Raw genomic sequence first — 18,673 nt, forward strand, 5'->3', positions numbered from 1 at the left:
TCGGGGCCCAACTGGATCTACCGAATAGTAACGACAGTGCAAAATAACGACTAATGTGATGCAATGCACATCGAAGTTATCGGTAGTCACTGGAGGGGTCAAAGTGCGTGAGTTTTCAGTTCCACAGACGTTCACAATTCCGGAGAACGCGTCAATGGCGGATTCGGTGTTCCGGCACGCCAGCGAAGACCCCACATTCGTGCCGTTCCAGCGACTCGTCAACGGCGCGTGGGTCGATGTCACAGCAGCCGAATTCGCCAAGCAGGTCTCGGCCGTAGCGAAGGGGCTGATCGCGTCCGGAGTCGAGCTCGGCGACCGCGTCGCTATCCTCTCGGCAACACGCTACGAGTGGGTTGTCACCGACTACGCGATCTGGACAGCCGGCGGCTGCACCGTCGCCATTTACGAAACCTCTTCCCCCGATCAGGCGCAGTGGATCCTCGAGGATTCGGCTACGTCTCTGCTGATCGTCGAGACTGCCGATCACGCCACGAACATCAAGGACGTCACCGAAGCCGCCGCGGCGCTTCGTGAGGTCCTCGTCATCGAATCGGGCGCTCTCGAAGACCTGACGAGTCGCGGCGCCGCAATCACCGACGAAGAACTCGAAACCCGTCGTCACCAGGTCACGGCCGCATCGCCGGCAACGTTGATCTACACCTCCGGCACCACTGGCCGCCCCAAGGGCGTCCAGCTGACACACGCCAACTTCTACGCAGAGTCCGCCGCGTGCCGCCTGGCCATGCCGGAATCCATGGTTCCCGGCAAGAAGACCCTGATGTTCCTGCCGCTCGCTCACGTCTTCGCGCGGGCAATCTCCTTCGGCGCCTTCGACTCCAAGGTCACCGTTGGCCACACGTCGGACCTCACGACACTCCTCGAGCAGTTTGCCGTGTTCAAGCCGACCTTCATTCTCTCGGTTCCGCGAGTATTCGAGAAGGTGTTCAACTCGGCACGCCAGAAGGCAGTCGACGGCGGCAAGGGCAGCATCTTCGACAAGGCAGCAGCAACGGCCATCGAGTACAGCGAAGCGCTCGAAAAGGGCGGCCCCGGCATCGCACTCAAGCTCAAGCACGCTGTGTTCGACAAGCTTGTGTACTCGAAGCTGCGTGCGGCCCTCGGCGGCGACTGCGAACGTGCGGTCTCCGGCGGCGCTGCACTCGGAGCCCGCCTGGGTCACTTCTTCCGTGGCGTCGGCATCCCGATCTACGAGGGCTACGGCCTCACCGAGACCAGCGCCGCCATCACGGTCAACACCTCCGCCGCGCAGCGCGTCGGAACCGTGGGCAAGCCGATCAACGGTCATGCCGCTCGCATCGCAGACGACGGTGAACTCCTGGTGCAGGGTCCGGTGGTCTTTGCCGGCTACTGGCACAACGAGAAAGCCACTGCAGAGTCGATCATCGACGGCTGGTTCCACACCGGTGACCTCGGATCGATCGACAACGAAGGCTACGTCTCGATCACCGGGCGCAAGAAAGAAATCATCGTCACCGCAGGCGGAAAGAACGTCGCACCGGCCGGTCTCGAGGATTCACTCCGCGCTCACGCTCTGATCAGCCAGTGCCTCGTGGTCGGTGACGGCCAACCGTTCATCGGCGCACTGATCACACTCGACCTGGAAACCCTGCCCGGTTGGGTCGAGCGCAACGGCCTGCCGGCCGGAAGCCCCATCGCCGATCTGATCAAGAATGCCGATCTGATCGCCGAAATCGACTCCGCGGTCGCGGACGCGAACAAGAAGGTCTCGAACCCGGAGCAGATCAAGAAGTACACGATCCTCGAGGTCGACTTCACCCAGGAGGGCGGCGAACTGACCCCGACGCTCAAACTCAAGCGAAACATCATTCACGAAGCACACAAGGGTGCGATCACGGATCTGTACGCCTGATCTCACAGCAAGCATGTGGCCCGGTTCGCCAATGATTCACATCGTTGGCGAACCGGGCCATTTCTGTATGACTGCTCAGATACCGCGACCGGGGTTCAGGATGTTCCTCGGGTCGAAGGCGGCTTTCACCGAGAGCATCAACTCACGTTCGACGGAACCGATCATGTCGGACATGTACGGCGCCTTGAGAACTCCGATGCCGTGCTCACCGCTGATCGTGCCGTCCAGTTCGAGTGCCGCATGCACGATGTCGTCGAACGCCCCACGCGCGCGATCCTGCGCGCCCAGTTCCCCGGCGTCGAACACGATGGTGGGATGGAGATTTCCGTCTGCCGCATGACCGAAGGTTCCGATGGTCACCGAGTGCCGCTCAGCCGCGTCCTGGATACGTTCGAGCATTCGGGGCAACGCCGGTACCGGGACGGCAACGTCGTCGAGTAGCACGGTTCCCATCGCCTCGAGCGCCGGCAACGCCATGCGACGCGCGGCGGTGAACGCGTCACCTTCCTCGGGATCGTCGGTGTGGAACACCTCGGTTGCGCCGACGCGCGTGCAGGCCGCCGCGCAGTCTGCCGCTTCCTGCACGGCAGATCTACCGTCGCATTGAATGAGAAGCATCGCCCCTGCCGATTCGTCGAGACCCATTCTCGTGAAGCGGTTTACAGCGTCGATGGTCACTGCGTCCATCAACTCCAACTGACACGGTTCGGCAACCGCGGCGACGGCCAGGACCGCCTCGATCGCTTTCTCCGCCGAGTCGAAGAACGCAACAACCGTGGTTGCAGCCGTGGGCGCGGTCCGCAGCCGCATCGTGGCTTCGACGATGACGGCAAGCGTCCCCTCGGAACCAACCAGGAGATGGGTCAGGTCCAGACCGGCCACATTCTTGCGAGTCTTTGCTCCGGTGCGGATCACGCGACCGTCGGCGAGAATTGCGGTGAGCGCCGCGACATGGTCGCCTGTGACCCCGTATTTGGCGCAACAGATACCACCGGCATTGGTGGCCAAGTTACCGCCGATGCTCGAGATTGCCCGGCTACCGGGGTCCGGAACATACCAAAGTCCTTGTGCGCGAGCCGCCTCCGCAAGATCGCCGTTGATCACACCAGGCTCCACTGTTGCCGTGCGGGCCGCGGCATCTATGTCGAGAATGCGATTCATACCCGCAACGCTGAGCACAATGCACCCGTCGAGAGCATTGGCAGCACCGGCCAAACCGGTTCCTGCGCCGCGTGTCACGACCGGAATGGAGAGTTCGTGGGCAACCGTCATCGCCGCGGCGACATCATCGACTGACGTTGCCTTGACCAGAGCCGCCGGAACACCGGCGGTGGTCAGCAAGGATTGGTCCCGGGTATAGGCGCCCATCCGATCGGGATCCGTGGTCGCCTTCTCCCCCAGCACTTCCCGCAGTCGGTCTCCCAACATGTCCACCGTTGTCGTCATTTCGAGTGTCCTTCGTAGAAACCTCGCACATGCTTCTCGACAAGCTGTGCCGCATAATCGGATTCACCGGCCGCAATCGCATCGGCGATGGCTTCGTGTTCCGCGAGCAGCACCCCGAGAGTGGCCGCCGAGTCCTCGACCGCCGCGAGTTCACTCATCAGATAACCGGCGATACACTCGCGCAGAACCGTCATCACCAGCGCAAAGGCGCGGTTCCCGCTGGCACCCGCCAAGGCGACGTGAAAGTCGACATCCGCGTCGTGGAACGCGGACGCGTTGTTGTTCTCGGTGGCGCGACGCATCTCCTCGATGGCAACGCGCGCAGCACCAGGAACCTCACGGACACCGCGCAGTGCCGCGGCTTCGAGGAGCACCCGCAATTCGACCAAGTCCGGAAGCGGAACCGCACCCACCTGCACAGCCGTGCTCAACGCCGTGGCTGCAGAATCGGCTGTGTTCTCGTGCGTCACCTTGGGACGCGCCGTCGACACGGTGTCGGCACCGGTCACCAACCCTTGCGCCTGAAGTACGCGCAGCGCTTCGCGGACGGTGGAGCGGCCCACCGAAAAAGCCTGTGCCAGTTCCTGCTCCGTTGGCAAGGACTCGCCGACCGGTAGAGACCCGTCGAGAATCGCGTCTCGGAGCCTGCCGGACACCGCAAGGCTCAGCGGAATACGCGAGAGCGGAGTTATGTCCATGTCGCCGACGCTACCTCTTGCCTGCTTGTCAGACAAACTGTTTAATGAAAGTGGCCCGAAACACACAACCAAAGGTGTCGACATGACCGAAAAGCTCGAGTTGGACCCCGCAACCACCGCAGTCGTGCTCATCGAATACCAGAACGACTTCACCACCGAAGGCGGCGTCCTTCATGACGCTGTCGCTCCCGTGATGGAATCGACCGGACTACTGGCGAACACCACGGCACTGGTCGAGGCCGCTCGCTCCGCCGGTGTCACAGTTATGCACGCGCCGATCACGTTTGCCGAGGGCTACAACGAGATCACCTCGCACCCGTACGGAATCCTCAAGGGCGTCGTGGACGGAAAGGCATTCGTCAAGGGCAGCTGGGGAGCGGCAATCGTCGACGAACTGACTCCACAGGACGGCGACATCCTCGTCGAAGGCAAGCGCGGTCTCGATACTTTCGCGAGCACCAACCTCGATTTCATCCTGCGCAGCAAGGGAATCCGCACGATCATCCTCGGCGGATTCCTGACCAACTGCTGTGTCGAGTCCACCATGCGCACCGGCTACGAAAACGGTTACCGCGTCATCACTCTCACCGACTGCGTCGCTGGAACCTCAGCAGCAGAACACGAGAACGCCATCACCTACGACTACCCGATGTTCTCGCACCCGGTGACGTCCAAGGAAGTGCTCGACGCACTCGCCTGATTCAACGACTGTGCGCGAGAAGGAAATCGCGGCTCACGGCAGTGACGCTGGTGTGCACCTTCTCGTGCAACAGGTCGTGGCCCGCATCCTCGAATTCCCGCATCTCCACATTCGGCAGCGCCGACGCCCAGGTGCGCACCGGCTCGATCGGTGCCATCCGGTCGTCGACGCCGTGCACCACCAGAACCGGGATCCCGGAATCGGCCAAGTCCGCCCACCCGCTCTGGGCAACCGCGTTGCGCGGGATTCCACACAGGACAGCCGACACAAAATGATGATCCTGATGCGTCAGCATCGACAGCGCGGTCACGGCGCCGAGGGAATGCCCCATGACCGCCTGCGGGATACCTGGTAGCGCTTCGCGGGCGATATCCGCCAAGGTCGCGGCATCAGCGGCGAGATCGGACAACGGCGCCGCCACGCCCGGTTCCCCTTCGGACAGTCCGTGCCCGGTGTGGTCGATCGCCCAGACCTCGATGCCGGAAGACGTGAGAGCGTCCGCAAATCGGTGGTACTGACCGCTGTGTTGCCCCAGCCCGTGCAGGAACACCAGTGACATCGCCAGCGACTCGTCGCAGGAAGCGGGCCACCGCCGAAAATGGACCTGACCGCGTCGACCGTCAAAAAAGGGCATGGTGGACATTCTGCCTGGCTCACGGGCATTGCGACGTGCCTGACATGTCCAACCCGCCGTTTTGTCGGTCATCGCTGGCACAATCGCCCCTGTGTTCCTCCTCGATGATCAGATCATCTACAGCGCCAGTGACCTCTCGGCGGCCGCTACATGCGAATTCGGCCTACTGCGGCGACTCGACGCGCGAACCGGGCTGATCAAGGCGGAGGGCGTCGACGCCGATCCGATGCTGGAACGAACGTCCGCGCTCGGTCAACACCACGAGCGCGAACAGTTGGAGCGGTTCATCGCCGAACACGGCGACGGTGTGGTTGTCATGGAACGGCCCGAACACACCCGCGCCGGGCTTACCGAAGCAGCACTCGCCACCGTCGAAGCCCTACGCTCCGGTGCCCCCGTCATCTACCAGGGAACGTTCTTCGACGGCCGGTTCCTGGGGTTCTGTGATTTCCTGGTGCGCGAGGGCGATCGGTACGCGGTGTACGACAGCAAGCTGTCGCGGCACGCGAAGGTATCGGCACTCCTACAGTTGGCCGCCTATGCGGACGCGCTGGGCCGCAACGCAATCGCCGCCTCCGACCAGGTGCATCTGATGCTCGGCGACGGCAGCACGTCGTCCCACGACATCGGTGACATCGCGCCGGTGTTCTCGGCAAGCCGAGTCAAGCTCGAGCAGGTTCTCGACGAACATCACGCCGAGGGAACACCCGCCGAGTGGCTCGACGGCCGGTACCTGCGCTGCGGACGGTGCGATACGTGCAGCGTGGAAGTCGAGAACCATCGTGACCTGCTCCTGGTGGCTGGTCTCCGGGGCAATCAGCGGATGCAGCTGATTGCCGCCGGCATCGGGTCGATCGATCAACTGGCCGTCAGCACCGAACCCGTCGACGGTATCCGCCGCGACACTCTGGACAAGTTGCGCGCGCAGGCCGCGTTGCAGTTGCGCCAGGAACAATCCGGCGAGGCCGAGTTCCACATCTACAACGCGTCCGTGCTCGGGGGGCTACCCGTGCCGGACGACGGAGACATCTTCTTCGACTTCGAGGGTGATCCCCTGTGGGCGGAGGACGGTTCCACCGATTGGGGGCTGGAGTACCTGTTCGGCGTCGTCGAAGGTCCGGCGGAGAACTACGTGTTCAAGCCGTTCTGGGCACACGACCGCGCCGGTGAACGCCAAGCGCTCGTCGACTTTCTCGACTACGTGACCGCGCGGCGCGAGGCTCATCCGGGCATGCACGTCTATCACTACGCGGCCTACGAGAAGTCCGCACTTTTGCGACTCGCCGCGCGTCACGGCGTGGGCGAGCAGGTAGTGGACACGCTGCTGCGCGAGAGTGTGCTCGTGGATCTGTATCCGCTCGTCCGCTCGGCCATGCGAATCGGGGCTCGCTCGTACAGCATCAAGAAACTCGAACCGCTGTACATGGGAGAACACGGCCGGGACGGCGACGTCGTCAATGCCGCGGCGTCCGTGGTTGCGTACTCCGACTACTGCGAGCTACGCGAGCGCGGCAAGGACGACGAAGCCAGTGAACTGCTGCAAGGCATCTCCGACTACAACGAGTACGACTGCGAATCGACTCTCCGACTGCGTAATTGGTTGGTCGATCGAGCAGCCGAACACGACATCACCTTGCGTCCGCCGACAGGACAGATCGCCCTGCCCGTCGAAGACCTCACCGAAACCGAAATCGCATTGCGTGAATTCGCCGGGCACAAAGCCGGCCCGACGCGAACCGCCGAGCAACACGCCGCAGCCCTCCTCGCTGCGGCGGTCGGGTACCACAGCCGAGAGAAGAAGCCGCACTGGTGGGCGCACTTCGATCGCTTGTCGGCCCCCATCGAAGATCTTGTCGATGTCCGTGACGTGATGGTGGTCGACGTGCCAGACATTCAAGCAGACTGGCACAAGAACACCGCCAGGCAGAAGCCGCGACGGCACATCCAGTTGACGGGCACCCTGGGCACCGGCACGACGTTGAGCCCCGGCACCGACATGTTCGCGCTGTACGACGTTCCCTCTCCCGACGCCGTTGCCGGCGACAATCCGGCGCAGCGCGGCACCAACGGCGTGAAGATAGTCTCGGTCGAAAAATCCGGCAATCTCGACGTTGTCACCATCGAGGAACTACTCCGAGGTGACGAGTTCTCCGAGACTCCCGTTGCGTTGGCTCCCGGACGCCCTATTCCGACGGTGCCGATGGAAAAATCCATCGCTGCAGCGGCATCAGAAGCCTGCGACGGATTGCCCGGGTTGCCGCGCCGCGCGGCGGTCGACATTCTGCGTCGACTCACGCCTCGAACCCTGTCCGGCGACGCGCTTCCACCGGTCGGCGAAGGCAACGACTACGCGTCCGCGATCACGGCTGCCGTCCTCGATCTGGACGACTCCTATGTTGCGGTGCAGGGCCCACCCGGCACCGGTAAGACGTACACCGGGGCGCGAGTGGTCAAGGCTCTGGTGGAGCAGCACCAGTGGCGTATCGGTGTTGTTGCGCAATCGCATTCGGTGGTGGAGAACATGCTGGGCGGCATAGTCAAGGCCGGCCTCGATCCGGCGCTGGTCGCGAAGAAGGGCAGCCGGAGCCGAATTGCGGAGTGGACCGACATCACGCCCCAGGAGTTCCCCCGCTTCCTGTCCGAAGCGGAATCCACTGGCTGCGTCATCGGTGGCACCGCGTGGGATTTTGCGAACACCGATCGAGTGCCCCCTGGCAGCCTCGATCTCCTTGTCGTCGACGAAGCCGGACAGTTCGCGCTGGCCAACACCGTTGCCGTTGCCGTCTCCGCTCGGAATCTGCTGCTGCTCGGCGATCCGCAACAACTGCCGCAGGTCAGCCAGGGAACTCATCCCGAACCTGTTGACGAATCCGCTCTCGGCTGGCTGGCCGAAGGGCACGGCGCCCTGCCGCCGGAGTTGGGATACTTCCTCGAAAAGACGTGGCGGATGCACCCCGACCTGTGCGCGCCGGTGTCGGCGCTGTCCTACGAGGGCAAGCTGCTGTCCCAGGAATCGGTAAGCGCTGCACGGAAACTCGACGGTCTGGCAGCGGGCGTACACACGGTGTACGTCGACCATTCCGGCAACTCGACGTATTCACCCGAAGAGTCTGCCGTCATCGTGACGCAGATCCGCGAACTCCTCGGCACGCCATGGACCGATCCCAGCGAGTTCGACGGCACCCGGCCCCTGACCGAGGCGGACATTCTGGTGGTCGCGCCCTACAACGCCCAAGTGGGCACCATCGAGCGCGATCTCACCGAAGCGGGATTCACCGACGTCGAGGTGGGTACCGTCGACAAGTTCCAGGGACGTGAAGCGGCAGTCGCCATTGTGTCGATGGCAGCGTCCGCAATCGAGGACGTTCCACGAGGCATGTCATTCCTACTTTCGCGCAACCGCCTCAATGTTGCTGTCTCACGCGGAAAATGGTGCGCCATCATCGTCCGGTCGTATGCACTGACGCAGTACATGCCGACCACGCCGGCGGGGCTGGTGGAACTCGGCGCTTTCATGCGCCTGACAGCCGGCTAGCCGAAGCACTGCCCGTCGCCGCGATACGTCGGTACCGTGGTGGCGGTGCCGTCGGCATCGACCAGATTCACGTGGTCGAAACGCTCACACAATTCGCCGGCCTTTGCGTGGCGGAACCACACTCGGTCACCGATCGCGATGTCGCCGGCAACCCGTCCTGTGACCGGCGTCTGCACCTCGCCTGCGCCTTCGTTGCGGAGCAATTTCAGACCAATTGGGCGCATCGGTTTCGGAACCCTCGCGGCGCCGGCCGGTCCGGAGGCTATGTACCCGCCGCCGAAGAGGGTGGTGACCTTCGGGGTCGGCTTGCGAACCGCGGAGAGTGCGAAGAACAGGGCGGGGTCCGGCCGGAAGGCGCGGTACCTGTCGAAGAGCGTCGGCACATACAGCCCCGAACCCGCCGTCACCTCGGTGACCACCGGATCGGCAGAACTGACTTCGAGTGATCCGGTACCGCCACTGTTCACGATCTCGAGGGTGCCCACCGCATCCGTGACCGCAGAAACGACAGCACCTCGCCGGTGCGACAGTTCCCGGGCGGAGGCCTTCTTGACCCAGCCGATCGGCGCGCTGGTGTCCGGTAGTCCGGCGATCTGCGCTTCGTAGAACATGACACCGACGACGGAAAATCCACGGGACCGCGCACGCACAGCCAGTGCGGCAACATCATTCGGTTCGCGGAGCGGAGAGCGTCGTACCCCCAGGTGAATCGGCCCGATCCGCAGGGACGCGTCCACGTCGAGGCACACCCGAATCGGCGCGGCGCCTGGCGCAGCTGATCTGATGACATCGAGTTGAGCGTCGTCGTCGATCATCAGCGTGATCGCCGTTATCGCAACCGGATCACCGGCGAGTGCGGCCAACGCTCCACGATCCACGGTGGGATATCCCATCAGGATGTCGCGGGCGCCGAGACCGACCAACCACAATGCCTCCCGCAGTGAGTAGGCCATGATTCCGCGAAAGCCACCCTGCTCGGTGAGCCCACCGCCCAGTGTTTCCTCGAGAACGGCGCGGCACCGGACCGACTTACTCGCAACGCGCACCGGTGTTCCCCCGGCCCGGCGAATCAGATCGGCGGCATTGCTGCGCAGAGTTGTCAGGTCGAGAGCGGCCAGGGGCGGGTCGAAATCAGCAGTAGCGGATGTCAGTCGATCCAGTGTTGTGGTCACGTGTGTCCCATCGTCGCGGCGTCGCGGTCAAGTCAACACCTGAATTGGACGCATGTCCATGACGGGGTCAGTGCTGCGCCTCGATCGCCTTGCCTGCGATGACCTGAACCATTTCGCCGAATTCCGCAATGGTGGCGTCGGAATCACGATCAACGAGCCAGCGCAAGACCAATCCGTCGATCATCGCCAGACTCCATCTCGCCAACGACTGCAAAGACTCTGTCCAGACAGTTCCGGAAATCGTGGCGCATTCTTCGAGAAATGCAATGGCATGCTCGTCCATGATCCGGTACTGATCGCTGGCGACGGCACCGGCACGCTCGGCCCCGAGGTTGCGGCTACGCAGAGCTTGCGCGGTGATTTCGTAGGTCAGCAACTGCCGATCAGGCGTCACCTCGATGAGCGGCCACATCCCGGTCAACCCGATGTGCAGCAGTTCCTTCAGCCCTTGGATCCCGGTCAGATCAGGCGCGTGGCGAACCTGCCCGAAGGCATGCTGGAGCGATTCGCTGAGCTGAACAATCAACGTCTCGCCCATCGCGGCGATGAGCTCCTCTTTGCTCTCGAAACAGTAGTGAACTACGCCGAGCGATACGCCCGCCTCTTCGGCTACAGCACGGACCGTCACTGAACTCACGCCGCGCTGTTCGGCAATGGAAATGGCGGATTCGATCAATTGTGTGCGGCGCTCGTCCGCCGGAAGCCTGTTGAGCATCCCATGATGTTAGAACGGAGATCGGAAAAACTAGGCACAATGCTTGCTTGGACGAACGTCCAAGTACATGATTGTCCAATGGCTTCGGATATCTGGCAGAACTGGGCAGGCACTCAGAGGGCTTCACCACGACAATGGGCAACCCCGCGGAACACCCGTGAACTCGCAGCACTTGTCGTCGAAGCCGCAACACGAGGGTGGCACGTGAAGGCAGTCGGAGCTGGCCATTCCTTTACCGGTGCGGCGGTCACAGACGGAGTTCTTGTCAGCCTCGACAACTTCTCCGGGATCGAATCGATCACGCCCACCGACGACGGCGCGCTGGTCACGGTTCTCGCAGGCACGCGCCTGCGCGCCCTCAACGAGGCGTTATGGCAACGCGGGTACGCCATGACCAACCTCGGCGACATCGACGCCCAATCTCTCGCGGGAGCCCTTGGCACCGGAACCCACGGAACCGGCGCCGCGTTCGGTGGACTTGCGACGCAGATTCACGGCCTCGAAATCGTGACAGCCGACGGAGCAATCGTCACAGCGTCCGCGGATCAAAATCCGGAACTGTTCGAAGCTGCCCGCATCGGCCTTGGCGCGATCGGCATCATCACCAAGGTCACCCTCGCGTGTTCGCCTCGGTTCACATTGCGCGCCATCGAAAAACCCGACACGCTGTCCCACATTTTGGACACCCTGGACGACGAGTGCAGGACCGTCGACCACTTCGAGTTCTACTGGTTCCCCCACACAGATCGGGTCCTCACCAAACGGAACACACGCCTGCCCGGCGACACACCGTTGAAGCCCGTCAGCGCGATCCGAACCTTTGTCGAGGACGAATTCATGTCGAACACGCTCTTCGAGGGCGTCAACCGCATAGCCACCCTGGCGCCGGCCGCGATACCCACCATCAACCAGATATCGTCACGCCTGCTCGGCGCCCGGGAATTCACCGACCGCAGCTATCGGGTCTTTGCATCGCCGCGCCGCGTGAAGTTCAAGGAAATGGAATACGCCGTCCCGGTCGAACACGTCAAAGGTCTACTCCACGAGATCAATCAGTGGCTGCAAAGGACTGGAACCAACGTCGCGTTCCCCGTCGAGGTTCGTTTTGCCGCCGCCGACGACCTCTGGCTTTCCACCGCCAACGGGCGCGATACCGCGTACGTCGCCGTGCACCAGTATCACCGCCGGTCCGAGACCGAGTACTTTGCCGCAGTCGAAGCGATGGCAAAGGCCGTCGACGGCCGGCCGCACTGGGGGAAAATGCACAACCGGACCGTCGACGACCTACGCCCGACGTACGACAAACTCGACAACTTCATTGCTGTGCGAGACAAGTACGACGCGGATCGTGTGTTCGACAACGACTACCTACGCCAAGTGCTCGGCGCCTGAGTTCGCTTCGCTAACGCAGCAATTCCGCTTTCCGCGATTCACTGGCGAACGACGCCTTGATGGAATTGCGGGCCAACGTCTCACGTTCGGACTCGGTCAGCCCGATTGCTCGACCGAGTTCGGCGAAGTTGTCGTCGACGTACCCGCCAAAATATGCCGGATCGTCGGAGTTGACCGTCACGATCAGCCCGAGGTCGAGCATCGTTCGCAACGGATGATCCTCGAGCTTGTCGAACACCCGAAGACGAACGTTCGACAACGGGCAGACCGTCAGCGGAATCTCCTCGTCGACCAACCGCTCGACAAGCGCCGGATCCTCGAGTGCGCGGACACCGTGATCGATACGTTCAGCACCGAGGATGTCGAGCGCCTGCCAGATGTACTCCGGCGGGCCTTCCTCACCGGCGTGGGCGACCACGTGAAGCCCCTCGGCGCGAGCCCGCGCAAACACGTCCTCGAAGAGCGACGGCGGGTTACCCACCTCCGCAGAATCGAGGCCCAGACCGACAATCGGAGCCTGCAACCGGATGATCTCCGAGAAGATCTCCTCGGCATCTCTGACGGGTTGATCGCGCAGAATCGCGGCAATCGCGCTGCTGCTGAGTCCGAACTCCCGCTCACTCGATGCAACGGCGTCCATGATTCCGTCGAGAACCTCGGTCAACGGAACGCCTCGGACCACGTGCGCTTGCGGGTTGAAGAAGAACTCGGCGTGCGATACGCCGGCAGCGGCAGCACGGCGGAAGTACGCCCGCGTGAGATCCGCAAAATCCTCGGCTGTGCGCAGAACGGCCATGTTGGCAAAGTACAGATCGAGGAACGACTGCAGATCCGAGAACTCGTACCGGGACTTCAGATCTTCGATGTCCTTGTACGGCAAGTCCATTCGATTTCGCTCGGCGAGGCGGTAGATCTGCTCGGGCTCTAGTGAACCCTCGATGTGCATGTGCAATTCGGCAACTGGTGTAGCCATGTCGTGTTACCGACCCTTCCATACCGGCGCGCGCTTCTCGGCAAAAGCCGTCGCGCCTTCACGTGCGTCCTCGGATACGAAAATCGGTGCCAACAACTGCATCTGGTTGGCAAATGCCTCGTCGTCCGACCATCCGGCGGCCTTGACCATGATCTCTTTGGTGACCGTGACGGCGAGCGGACCGTTACGGCTGATGCGGTCGGCGAGATCCAGCGCACCGTCCAACGCCTGACCTGGTTCTGTCAGTGTGTTCACAAAACCGTACGAGTGCGCTTCCTCCGCTGTGAAAGCGTCTCCGGTCAAGGCATATTCCAGGGCCTTCTGATACGGAATGCGCTTGGGTAGACGGAACAATCCGCCGGCGCCTGCGACCAGACCCCGCTTGACCTCGGGGATACCGAACTTGGCTTCGCGAGAGGCAACCACCAGATCGGTGGCCAGCACCAACTCGGTGCCGCCTGCCAAGGCAAAGCCCTCGACCGCCGAAATGATCGGCTTTCGCGGCGGCCCCTCGGTGAAACCGAGACCGCGGCCCGGAACCAGTACGTTCTCGCCGGCCACAAACGCCTTGAGGTCCATACCGGCACAGAAATTTCCGCCCGCACCGGTCAGCACTGCCAACGACAGCTCGTCATTACCGTCGAGTTCTTCGACAGCTGCTGCCAATCCGTGGCTGACCGCGGCGTTGATCGCGTTTCGTGCCTCGGGCCGGTTGATCGTGATGATCAGCGTCCGCCCACGCCGCTCGGTGAGAACCTCGTCTGCCATGCATCTCCCTCTCGTAGTCTTTCGACACCGCGCATGCTCATGCTGCGTTTCGTTCGACAATACGGACGAAGCCCTCCGCATCGATCTGTGCGGTGTCATGGGTGCAGAACCAGCCCTGCATGAAACGCGACGACGTCACTTCCGGCGAATTCCAGTACCGACGCGCGACACTCGGCCCGCGGCACCACAGTTCGCCGTATCCCCCCGGTGCATCGGGGCCGTACAACGCGACTTCCATTCCGCCAAAAGCGATTCCCACGCTCCCTAAATGTGTCGAAGCCGATTCGATCGGCAAGATCAGACCTCCGCCACACGTCTCGGTCTTTCCCCAACCCATCACATGCTGAGCGGCCGGAAACGCCGCCAGTAGCTTGTCTTCCTGCTCGGCCGTTACCGGAGACCCACTGCAGTCCACCCACTTCACCGATCGCGAGGCTGCTCGCGCCGCCGGACCCACCGCAAGCAATCGTGGTTCGAGGAGATCCTCGGGGCGCCCGGTGAGAATGTCGACGGTATGGGCGGACTCACGCCAAAAATCACCCGCCACAACAACGGTGCCGCCGATCACCAACGTGGCGAGCACATGAACAAGCTCCCGGACGGATCGAAAATCGCTGTCCACCAGAAGATTCCGCACACCCTCGACGCCGTAGTCACGCGAATGCAGAAGCCCTTCGATTGTCGAGAGCACATTCTCGTTGCTCAATTCGACGCCAAGCATCGCGCCGGACGGATCCGCCGTGTACGCCAGAACCGCCAACTCGTCCGGCGCAGCACCGTCGTCGATGAACGGAACCCCGTGCGGCAATTCCCCATCGAGCACCAACACCGATCCACTGTCCGCAATCACCGCGGAAACCTCCGCGTCGCCCCACGCCATGCCGAGAGACACCGGAACCCCACCGGCCAGAATGACTCCGAGGCACGCTTCCAGCCACCGAACGCCGGCCGCAAACCGGATGGCCACCCGATCGCCGATCTCGATTCCCCGCGACTTCAACCCGCCGGCCACCCGAGACGCTTCAGCCCACAGTTCGGCGTAGGTGACCTGTTCTCCGTGGACTTCCTCGACCGCAGTTCGCCCGGCGAACCGGTGCACCGCAACGTCGAGTAACTCCGACAACGACGGATCCAACTGCCGGTAACGCAGCAGACCGTCCGTCGCCCGACTGACCCGCGTATCCGTGAGCAGCCCATTCGAACAGTGATACTCCACAAGCCTCGACCGCATCTGTACCTCCACAGACCGTGACAAACCCACACCCGCGCCATTCGACTATATGACGTGAGTCACAGGTAGTGGAGCACTCTGGCGATACCCGTGTGCTTACTTGCCTGTGTAGACGGCCTTTCCTGGACCTACATCGAGGAAGCTGCGCACGGCGCCGCGAAGGTCCTCGGTCTCGAACAGCGCCCCCGACACTGTCGGTGTCACCGCATCGGCATGAGCGATACCGCCGGAACGCCACGCCGACACGATCTGCTTGGTCGCATCATGTGCCCGCGTCGGCCCGTCAGCCAACCGCGCTACAAGTGCCCGCGCGGCTGCGTCGACATCGTCGTGAACGGCATTGACCACACCCCATGATGCAAGCGTCGCCGCGTCGTACAGATCGCCCGTCATCACCAGTTCGCGAGCGCGTCCGGAACCCGCACGCTCGGCCAGGCGTTGCGGCCCACCCATCGACGGCGTCAACCCGACCACTGTCTCCACCAGTCCGAACTTCGCCTTGGGCGCGGCGAGAATGATGTCGCAGGCCAGCGAAATCTCGAACGCAGCCGTCAGCGTCAACCCATGCGCGGCGTAGACCACCGGACACGGAAGCGCCTCGAGTGGATGGCAGATCTGCGCAAAAAGCTCGCGCCACAACTCGGCGCCCTGCTCGGCAGTCAAACCGTCGAAAACATGGACGTCGACGCCGGCCGAGTTGACCTTGCCCTCGGCCCGCAGCAACACCGCGCGCGGCGGCGCAGCCGTCAACGACGCGATATCCGCGATCACTGCGTCGAACATCGCCTGATCGAACAAATTGAGCGGTCCGTGAGCAAACGTCAGCACAGCAACCTCGGCACCGCCATCGGTGATGATTCGCTCGAGACGGGTGGGATGCGTTTCGGAAGCAGTCATGGCCGTCACCTTGCCACACCGCGGGCGACATACGATCAGGGAGTGGACGGTCTGAGAAAAGCGCTTGCCGACGTTGTGGGACAACGGTTCGTCACCGACGATCCCGATGTTCTGCGCTCCCGCTCGGTCGATCACACGGGCAGATACAGCGGACGTGCCCAGGCCCTGGTCCGCCCGGCCGACACCGTCGAAGTAGCCGCAGCACTCAACATCTGCCGACACTTCGGCGCACCCGTCACCGTGCAGGGTGGACGCACCGGACTTGTCGCCGGAACCGTGCCCGAACACGACGACGTCCTGCTCTCCACCGAACGTCTCACAACAATCGGCGAGGTCGATGCCGCCGCGGGGAGGATCACCGTCGACGCGGGAGTGACACTCGCACAAGTACATTCCGCTGCTGCCCACGCCGGACTGAAGTTCGGCGTCGACATCGCGTCGCGTGATACGGCGACAATCGGCGGTATGGCTGCCACCAACGCCGGTGGGCTGCACACGGTTCGATACGGCAACATGGCGGAGCAGGTCACCGGACTCGAAGTTGTTCTTCCAGACGGCACCACCGTGCGCCGTGAGGTAGCCGTCCGCGTCGACAACTCCGGCTACAACCTGCCAGCGCTCTGGGTGGGCAGCGAGGGCACTCTCGGGGTGATCACACGCGTCGACCTGGCACTTCACCCCGTGCCGAGACACCGCGTCACAACACTCACCGGGTTCGATTCACTGGGCGCCGTTGTCGACGCGGGACGCATTCTGCGCACCGTCGGCGGCGTCGACGCGCTTGAACTACTCGACGGCCGCGGATTGGAACTTGCTGCGAACCGACTTGGCGCCGGCGTTCCGACGGGACGCCGATGGTATCTGCTGGCAGAGGTATCCGGCGCCCACGACCCTTCCGAAGACGTGAGCGCAATCATGGACCGGATCAATCCACCGGATGCGCCCGCCGTAGCGCTCGACACGGCCGGTTCGGCCCGATTATGGTCTGCACGTGAATGTTTCGCGGAAGTCGTAGGATTGTTCGGACCACCTCTCAAGTTCGACGCGGCACTCCCCCTTGACACACTGGCGGCATTCGCGGACTCGGCGGTCGGCGTTGTCGCAGAATACGCACCGGAAGCGATCCCGATCCTGTTCGGTCATGTGGCCGAAGGAAACATCCATCTGAACGTCCTGAATTGCCCCGACGCCGACGCCGTCTACCTCCGCATTCTCGAACTGGTGCGTCACTACGGCGGAAATATCAGTTCCGAACACGGAGTCGGCTCGCTCAAACGCAATTACCTCGACATGGCGCTCACGCCGGAGGACATCGGCGCGATGTGGGCGATCAAGCGAGCCTTCGATCCGGACGACTTTCTCAATCGTGCAGTGATGTTTCCCGACTCCCTTCGGCGCTGACTACTAGACGCTGTGGACCTTTCGGCTTCGGTTGTCCTGCAGGGCAATCAGCGCGCACCTTGCCGCACAGCGTGCCGCGGCAAGAACCACAGGATGCCTGGCTACCGCCCACGCCCGTCTGGCAATTGACGGGGCAGCCTCATTCTGCATGTCGGCGTTCGAGTTCAGTGCCCGTGGTGAGCGTGTGCGTGCTCTGACACGGGCGCGGTCGCATTGTCGGCAGTCAGAGTGAATTCGGCCGTACGCACCACTCCGTCGTGTTTGAAGTCCAAGAACAATCGGTAATCCTCAGCGCTCGGCATGGTGGCGTAGAAGGTGATTGCCGGCCCGGCTGGGGTAACGCCGTCACCGGGATGGCCGTCCGGGTGGACGTGGAGATACGCGAGGTCGGAGGCGCGCAGCGCAACCAAATGCCCATAGGCGGCGAGGTAGGGCTGCAAGTCTGTGACCGGGTGACCGCCTCGGCTGACCGAGAGCGTGAGCTTCGATGTCTGGCCGGCGTGGGCTGCGCCGTCGAGGGAGACGATGTAGCCGTCGACCGTCGTGGTGGCGGCCGCAGCAGGCAACGGCCGGGGGTCATAGGCGCCGGAAACGTGTACATCCGCGCTCAGCGTGATTCCGTCGCCCCCGTCAGGAGTGAAGTCGGCGAAGACCCGATACTCCCCTGCATGCGCGAAATCTACTGAAACATGCCAGGTTCCGGACGCGTCCAGTTCGGGATGCACGTGCTGGAATCCGGTCAGGTCGCGGCCGACCACGATCAGATGTAGCTGCTTGTCGTGAGTATCCGTGTACCCGATCAACGGAGATCCGGTCGCATCCACGATCCGGAACTGCAGGGGTACGCGACTGCCGACGGCCGCCTCCGACGTTGCCAATTCCAATGTGTAGCCGTTTTCGCTGAACATCTTGCCCTCCAAAGGTTGGGTCGACGGCACTTCCGTTGCCGTCTGCGTTGGGTTCTTCACTTCTTGAAGTCGAACCTGTTGCAATTTGTACCATACCCCCCTAGGGTATGCAACGAACAAAACAAATCACTCCGAATTCACTCGAAGGAGATCCGATGCGCACCTACGCCGAGCGCCGGCCGATCGAGTTCGAAAAGCGCACTATTTCCGGGCATTTCATCGATCCGCAGCCTCGATGTCGCGACGCCTCGACTATGACACTCCCAGACCTCGCAAACATGATGCATACCCCGTACCCGTAAGGAACTCAGA

16 protein-coding genes are annotated in these 18,673 nt (G+C 62.8%); 6 read left to right on the top strand and 10 right to left on the bottom strand.

Features of this window, described 5'->3' with window-relative positions; all coding sequences use genetic code 11:
* Positions 1-103: 103 nt before the first annotated feature.
* A complete protein-coding gene (locus KYT97_RS27635) occupies positions 104-1,891 on the top strand; it encodes an AMP-dependent synthetase/ligase (protein ID WP_033236726.1) in 1,788 nt (595 codons plus the stop codon).
* 75 nt (positions 1,892-1,966) lie between these two features.
* Here KYT97_RS27635 and KYT97_RS27640 read toward each other — a convergent pair whose 3' ends face one another.
* Both KYT97_RS27640 and KYT97_RS27645 read right to left on the bottom strand, forming a co-directional pair.
* Entirely contained in the window at positions 1,967-3,337 is a 1,371-nt protein-coding gene (locus KYT97_RS27640) for an FAD-binding oxidoreductase (protein WP_095888554.1), read from the bottom strand.
* The gene (locus KYT97_RS27645; protein ID WP_033236724.1) at positions 3,334-4,035 is read right to left on the bottom strand and encodes a FadR/GntR family transcriptional regulator; all 702 of its coding nucleotides are present in this window, start codon (positions 4,033-4,035) and stop codon (positions 3,334-3,336) included. The genes KYT97_RS27640 and KYT97_RS27645 overlap by 4 nt, the downstream gene beginning before the upstream one ends.
* Positions 4,036-4,117: 82 nt before the next feature.
* Here KYT97_RS27645 and KYT97_RS27650 point away from each other — a divergent pair, with 82 nt between their 5' ends.
* Positions 4,118-4,735, top strand: coding sequence for a cysteine hydrolase family protein (locus tag KYT97_RS27650; RefSeq protein ID WP_033236723.1), 618 nt, complete (start codon positions 4,118-4,120; stop codon positions 4,733-4,735).
* A 1-nt stretch (position 4,736) separates the two neighbouring features.
* Here the strand turns inward: KYT97_RS27650 and KYT97_RS27655 are convergent, their stop codons facing one another.
* Entirely contained in the window at positions 4,737-5,378 is a 642-nt protein-coding gene (locus KYT97_RS27655) for an alpha/beta hydrolase (protein WP_033236722.1), read from the bottom strand.
* Positions 5,379-5,460: 82 nt separating this feature from the next.
* On the opposite strand from KYT97_RS27655, the gene KYT97_RS27660 reads away from it, so the two are divergent.
* Entirely contained in the window at positions 5,461-8,904 is a 3,444-nt protein-coding gene (locus tag KYT97_RS27660) for a TM0106 family RecB-like putative nuclease (RefSeq protein ID WP_219111296.1), read from the top strand.
* On the opposite strand, the gene KYT97_RS27665 is transcribed toward KYT97_RS27660, so the two are convergent.
* Both KYT97_RS27665 and KYT97_RS27670 read right to left on the bottom strand, forming a co-directional pair.
* Positions 8,901-10,076 (bottom strand): amino acid deaminase/aldolase, encoded by a 1,176-nt coding sequence (locus KYT97_RS27665; RefSeq protein WP_219111298.1) that lies wholly within the window; start codon positions 10,074-10,076, stop codon positions 8,901-8,903. The genes KYT97_RS27660 and KYT97_RS27665 overlap by 4 nt on opposite strands.
* Before the next feature lie 67 nt (positions 10,077-10,143).
* Positions 10,144-10,791 (bottom strand): TetR/AcrR family transcriptional regulator, encoded by a 648-nt coding sequence (locus KYT97_RS27670; RefSeq protein WP_033236720.1) that lies wholly within the window; start codon positions 10,789-10,791, stop codon positions 10,144-10,146.
* A 78-nt stretch (positions 10,792-10,869) separates the two neighbouring features.
* Between KYT97_RS27670 and KYT97_RS27675 the strand changes: the two genes are divergently transcribed.
* Complete coding sequence (locus KYT97_RS27675; protein WP_045069558.1) at positions 10,870-12,183, top strand: D-arabinono-1,4-lactone oxidase; 1,314 nt, start codon at positions 10,870-10,872, stop codon at positions 12,181-12,183.
* A 10-nt stretch (positions 12,184-12,193) separates the two neighbouring features.
* Here the strand turns inward: KYT97_RS27675 and KYT97_RS27680 are convergent, their stop codons facing one another.
* The 4 genes from KYT97_RS27680 to KYT97_RS27695 all read right to left on the bottom strand — a co-directional run bounded on the left by KYT97_RS27680 (position 12,194) and on the right by KYT97_RS27695 (position 16,052).
* Positions 12,194-13,156 (bottom strand): adenosine deaminase, encoded by a 963-nt coding sequence (locus KYT97_RS27680; RefSeq protein ID WP_045069556.1) that lies wholly within the window; start codon positions 13,154-13,156, stop codon positions 12,194-12,196.
* 6 nt (positions 13,157-13,162) lie between these two features.
* Entirely contained in the window at positions 13,163-13,924 is a 762-nt protein-coding gene (locus tag KYT97_RS27685; RefSeq protein WP_033236717.1) for a crotonase/enoyl-CoA hydratase family protein, read from the bottom strand.
* 37 nt (positions 13,925-13,961) lie between these two features.
* The gene (locus KYT97_RS27690; RefSeq protein WP_033236716.1) at positions 13,962-15,155 is read right to left on the bottom strand and encodes a class I adenylate-forming enzyme family protein; all 1,194 of its coding nucleotides are present in this window, start codon (positions 15,153-15,155) and stop codon (positions 13,962-13,964) included.
* 96 nt (positions 15,156-15,251) lie between these two features.
* Complete coding sequence (locus KYT97_RS27695) at positions 15,252-16,052, bottom strand: enoyl-CoA hydratase/isomerase family protein (protein WP_219111300.1); 801 nt, start codon at positions 16,050-16,052, stop codon at positions 15,252-15,254.
* Between the two features lie 42 nt (positions 16,053-16,094).
* Between KYT97_RS27695 and KYT97_RS27700 the strand changes: the two genes are divergently transcribed.
* Positions 16,095-17,453, top strand: coding sequence for an FAD-binding oxidoreductase (locus KYT97_RS27700; protein WP_219111302.1), 1,359 nt, complete (start codon positions 16,095-16,097; stop codon positions 17,451-17,453).
* Positions 17,454-17,617: 164 nt separating this feature from the next.
* Here the strand turns inward: KYT97_RS27700 and KYT97_RS27705 are convergent, their stop codons facing one another.
* Positions 17,618-18,421 (bottom strand): hypothetical protein, encoded by an 804-nt coding sequence (locus KYT97_RS27705; RefSeq protein WP_219111304.1) that lies wholly within the window; start codon positions 18,419-18,421, stop codon positions 17,618-17,620.
* 95 nt (positions 18,422-18,516) lie between these two features.
* On the opposite strand from KYT97_RS27705, the gene KYT97_RS27710 reads away from it, so the two are divergent.
* The gene (locus KYT97_RS27710; protein ID WP_155276698.1) at positions 18,517-18,663 is read left to right on the top strand and encodes a hypothetical protein; all 147 of its coding nucleotides are present in this window, start codon (positions 18,517-18,519) and stop codon (positions 18,661-18,663) included.
* Positions 18,664-18,673 lie beyond the last annotated feature (10 nt).

The organism is Rhodococcus globerulus, from assembly GCF_019334125.1.
Lineage (GTDB): Bacteria > Actinomycetota > Actinomycetes > Mycobacteriales > Mycobacteriaceae > Rhodococcus_F > Rhodococcus_F globerula.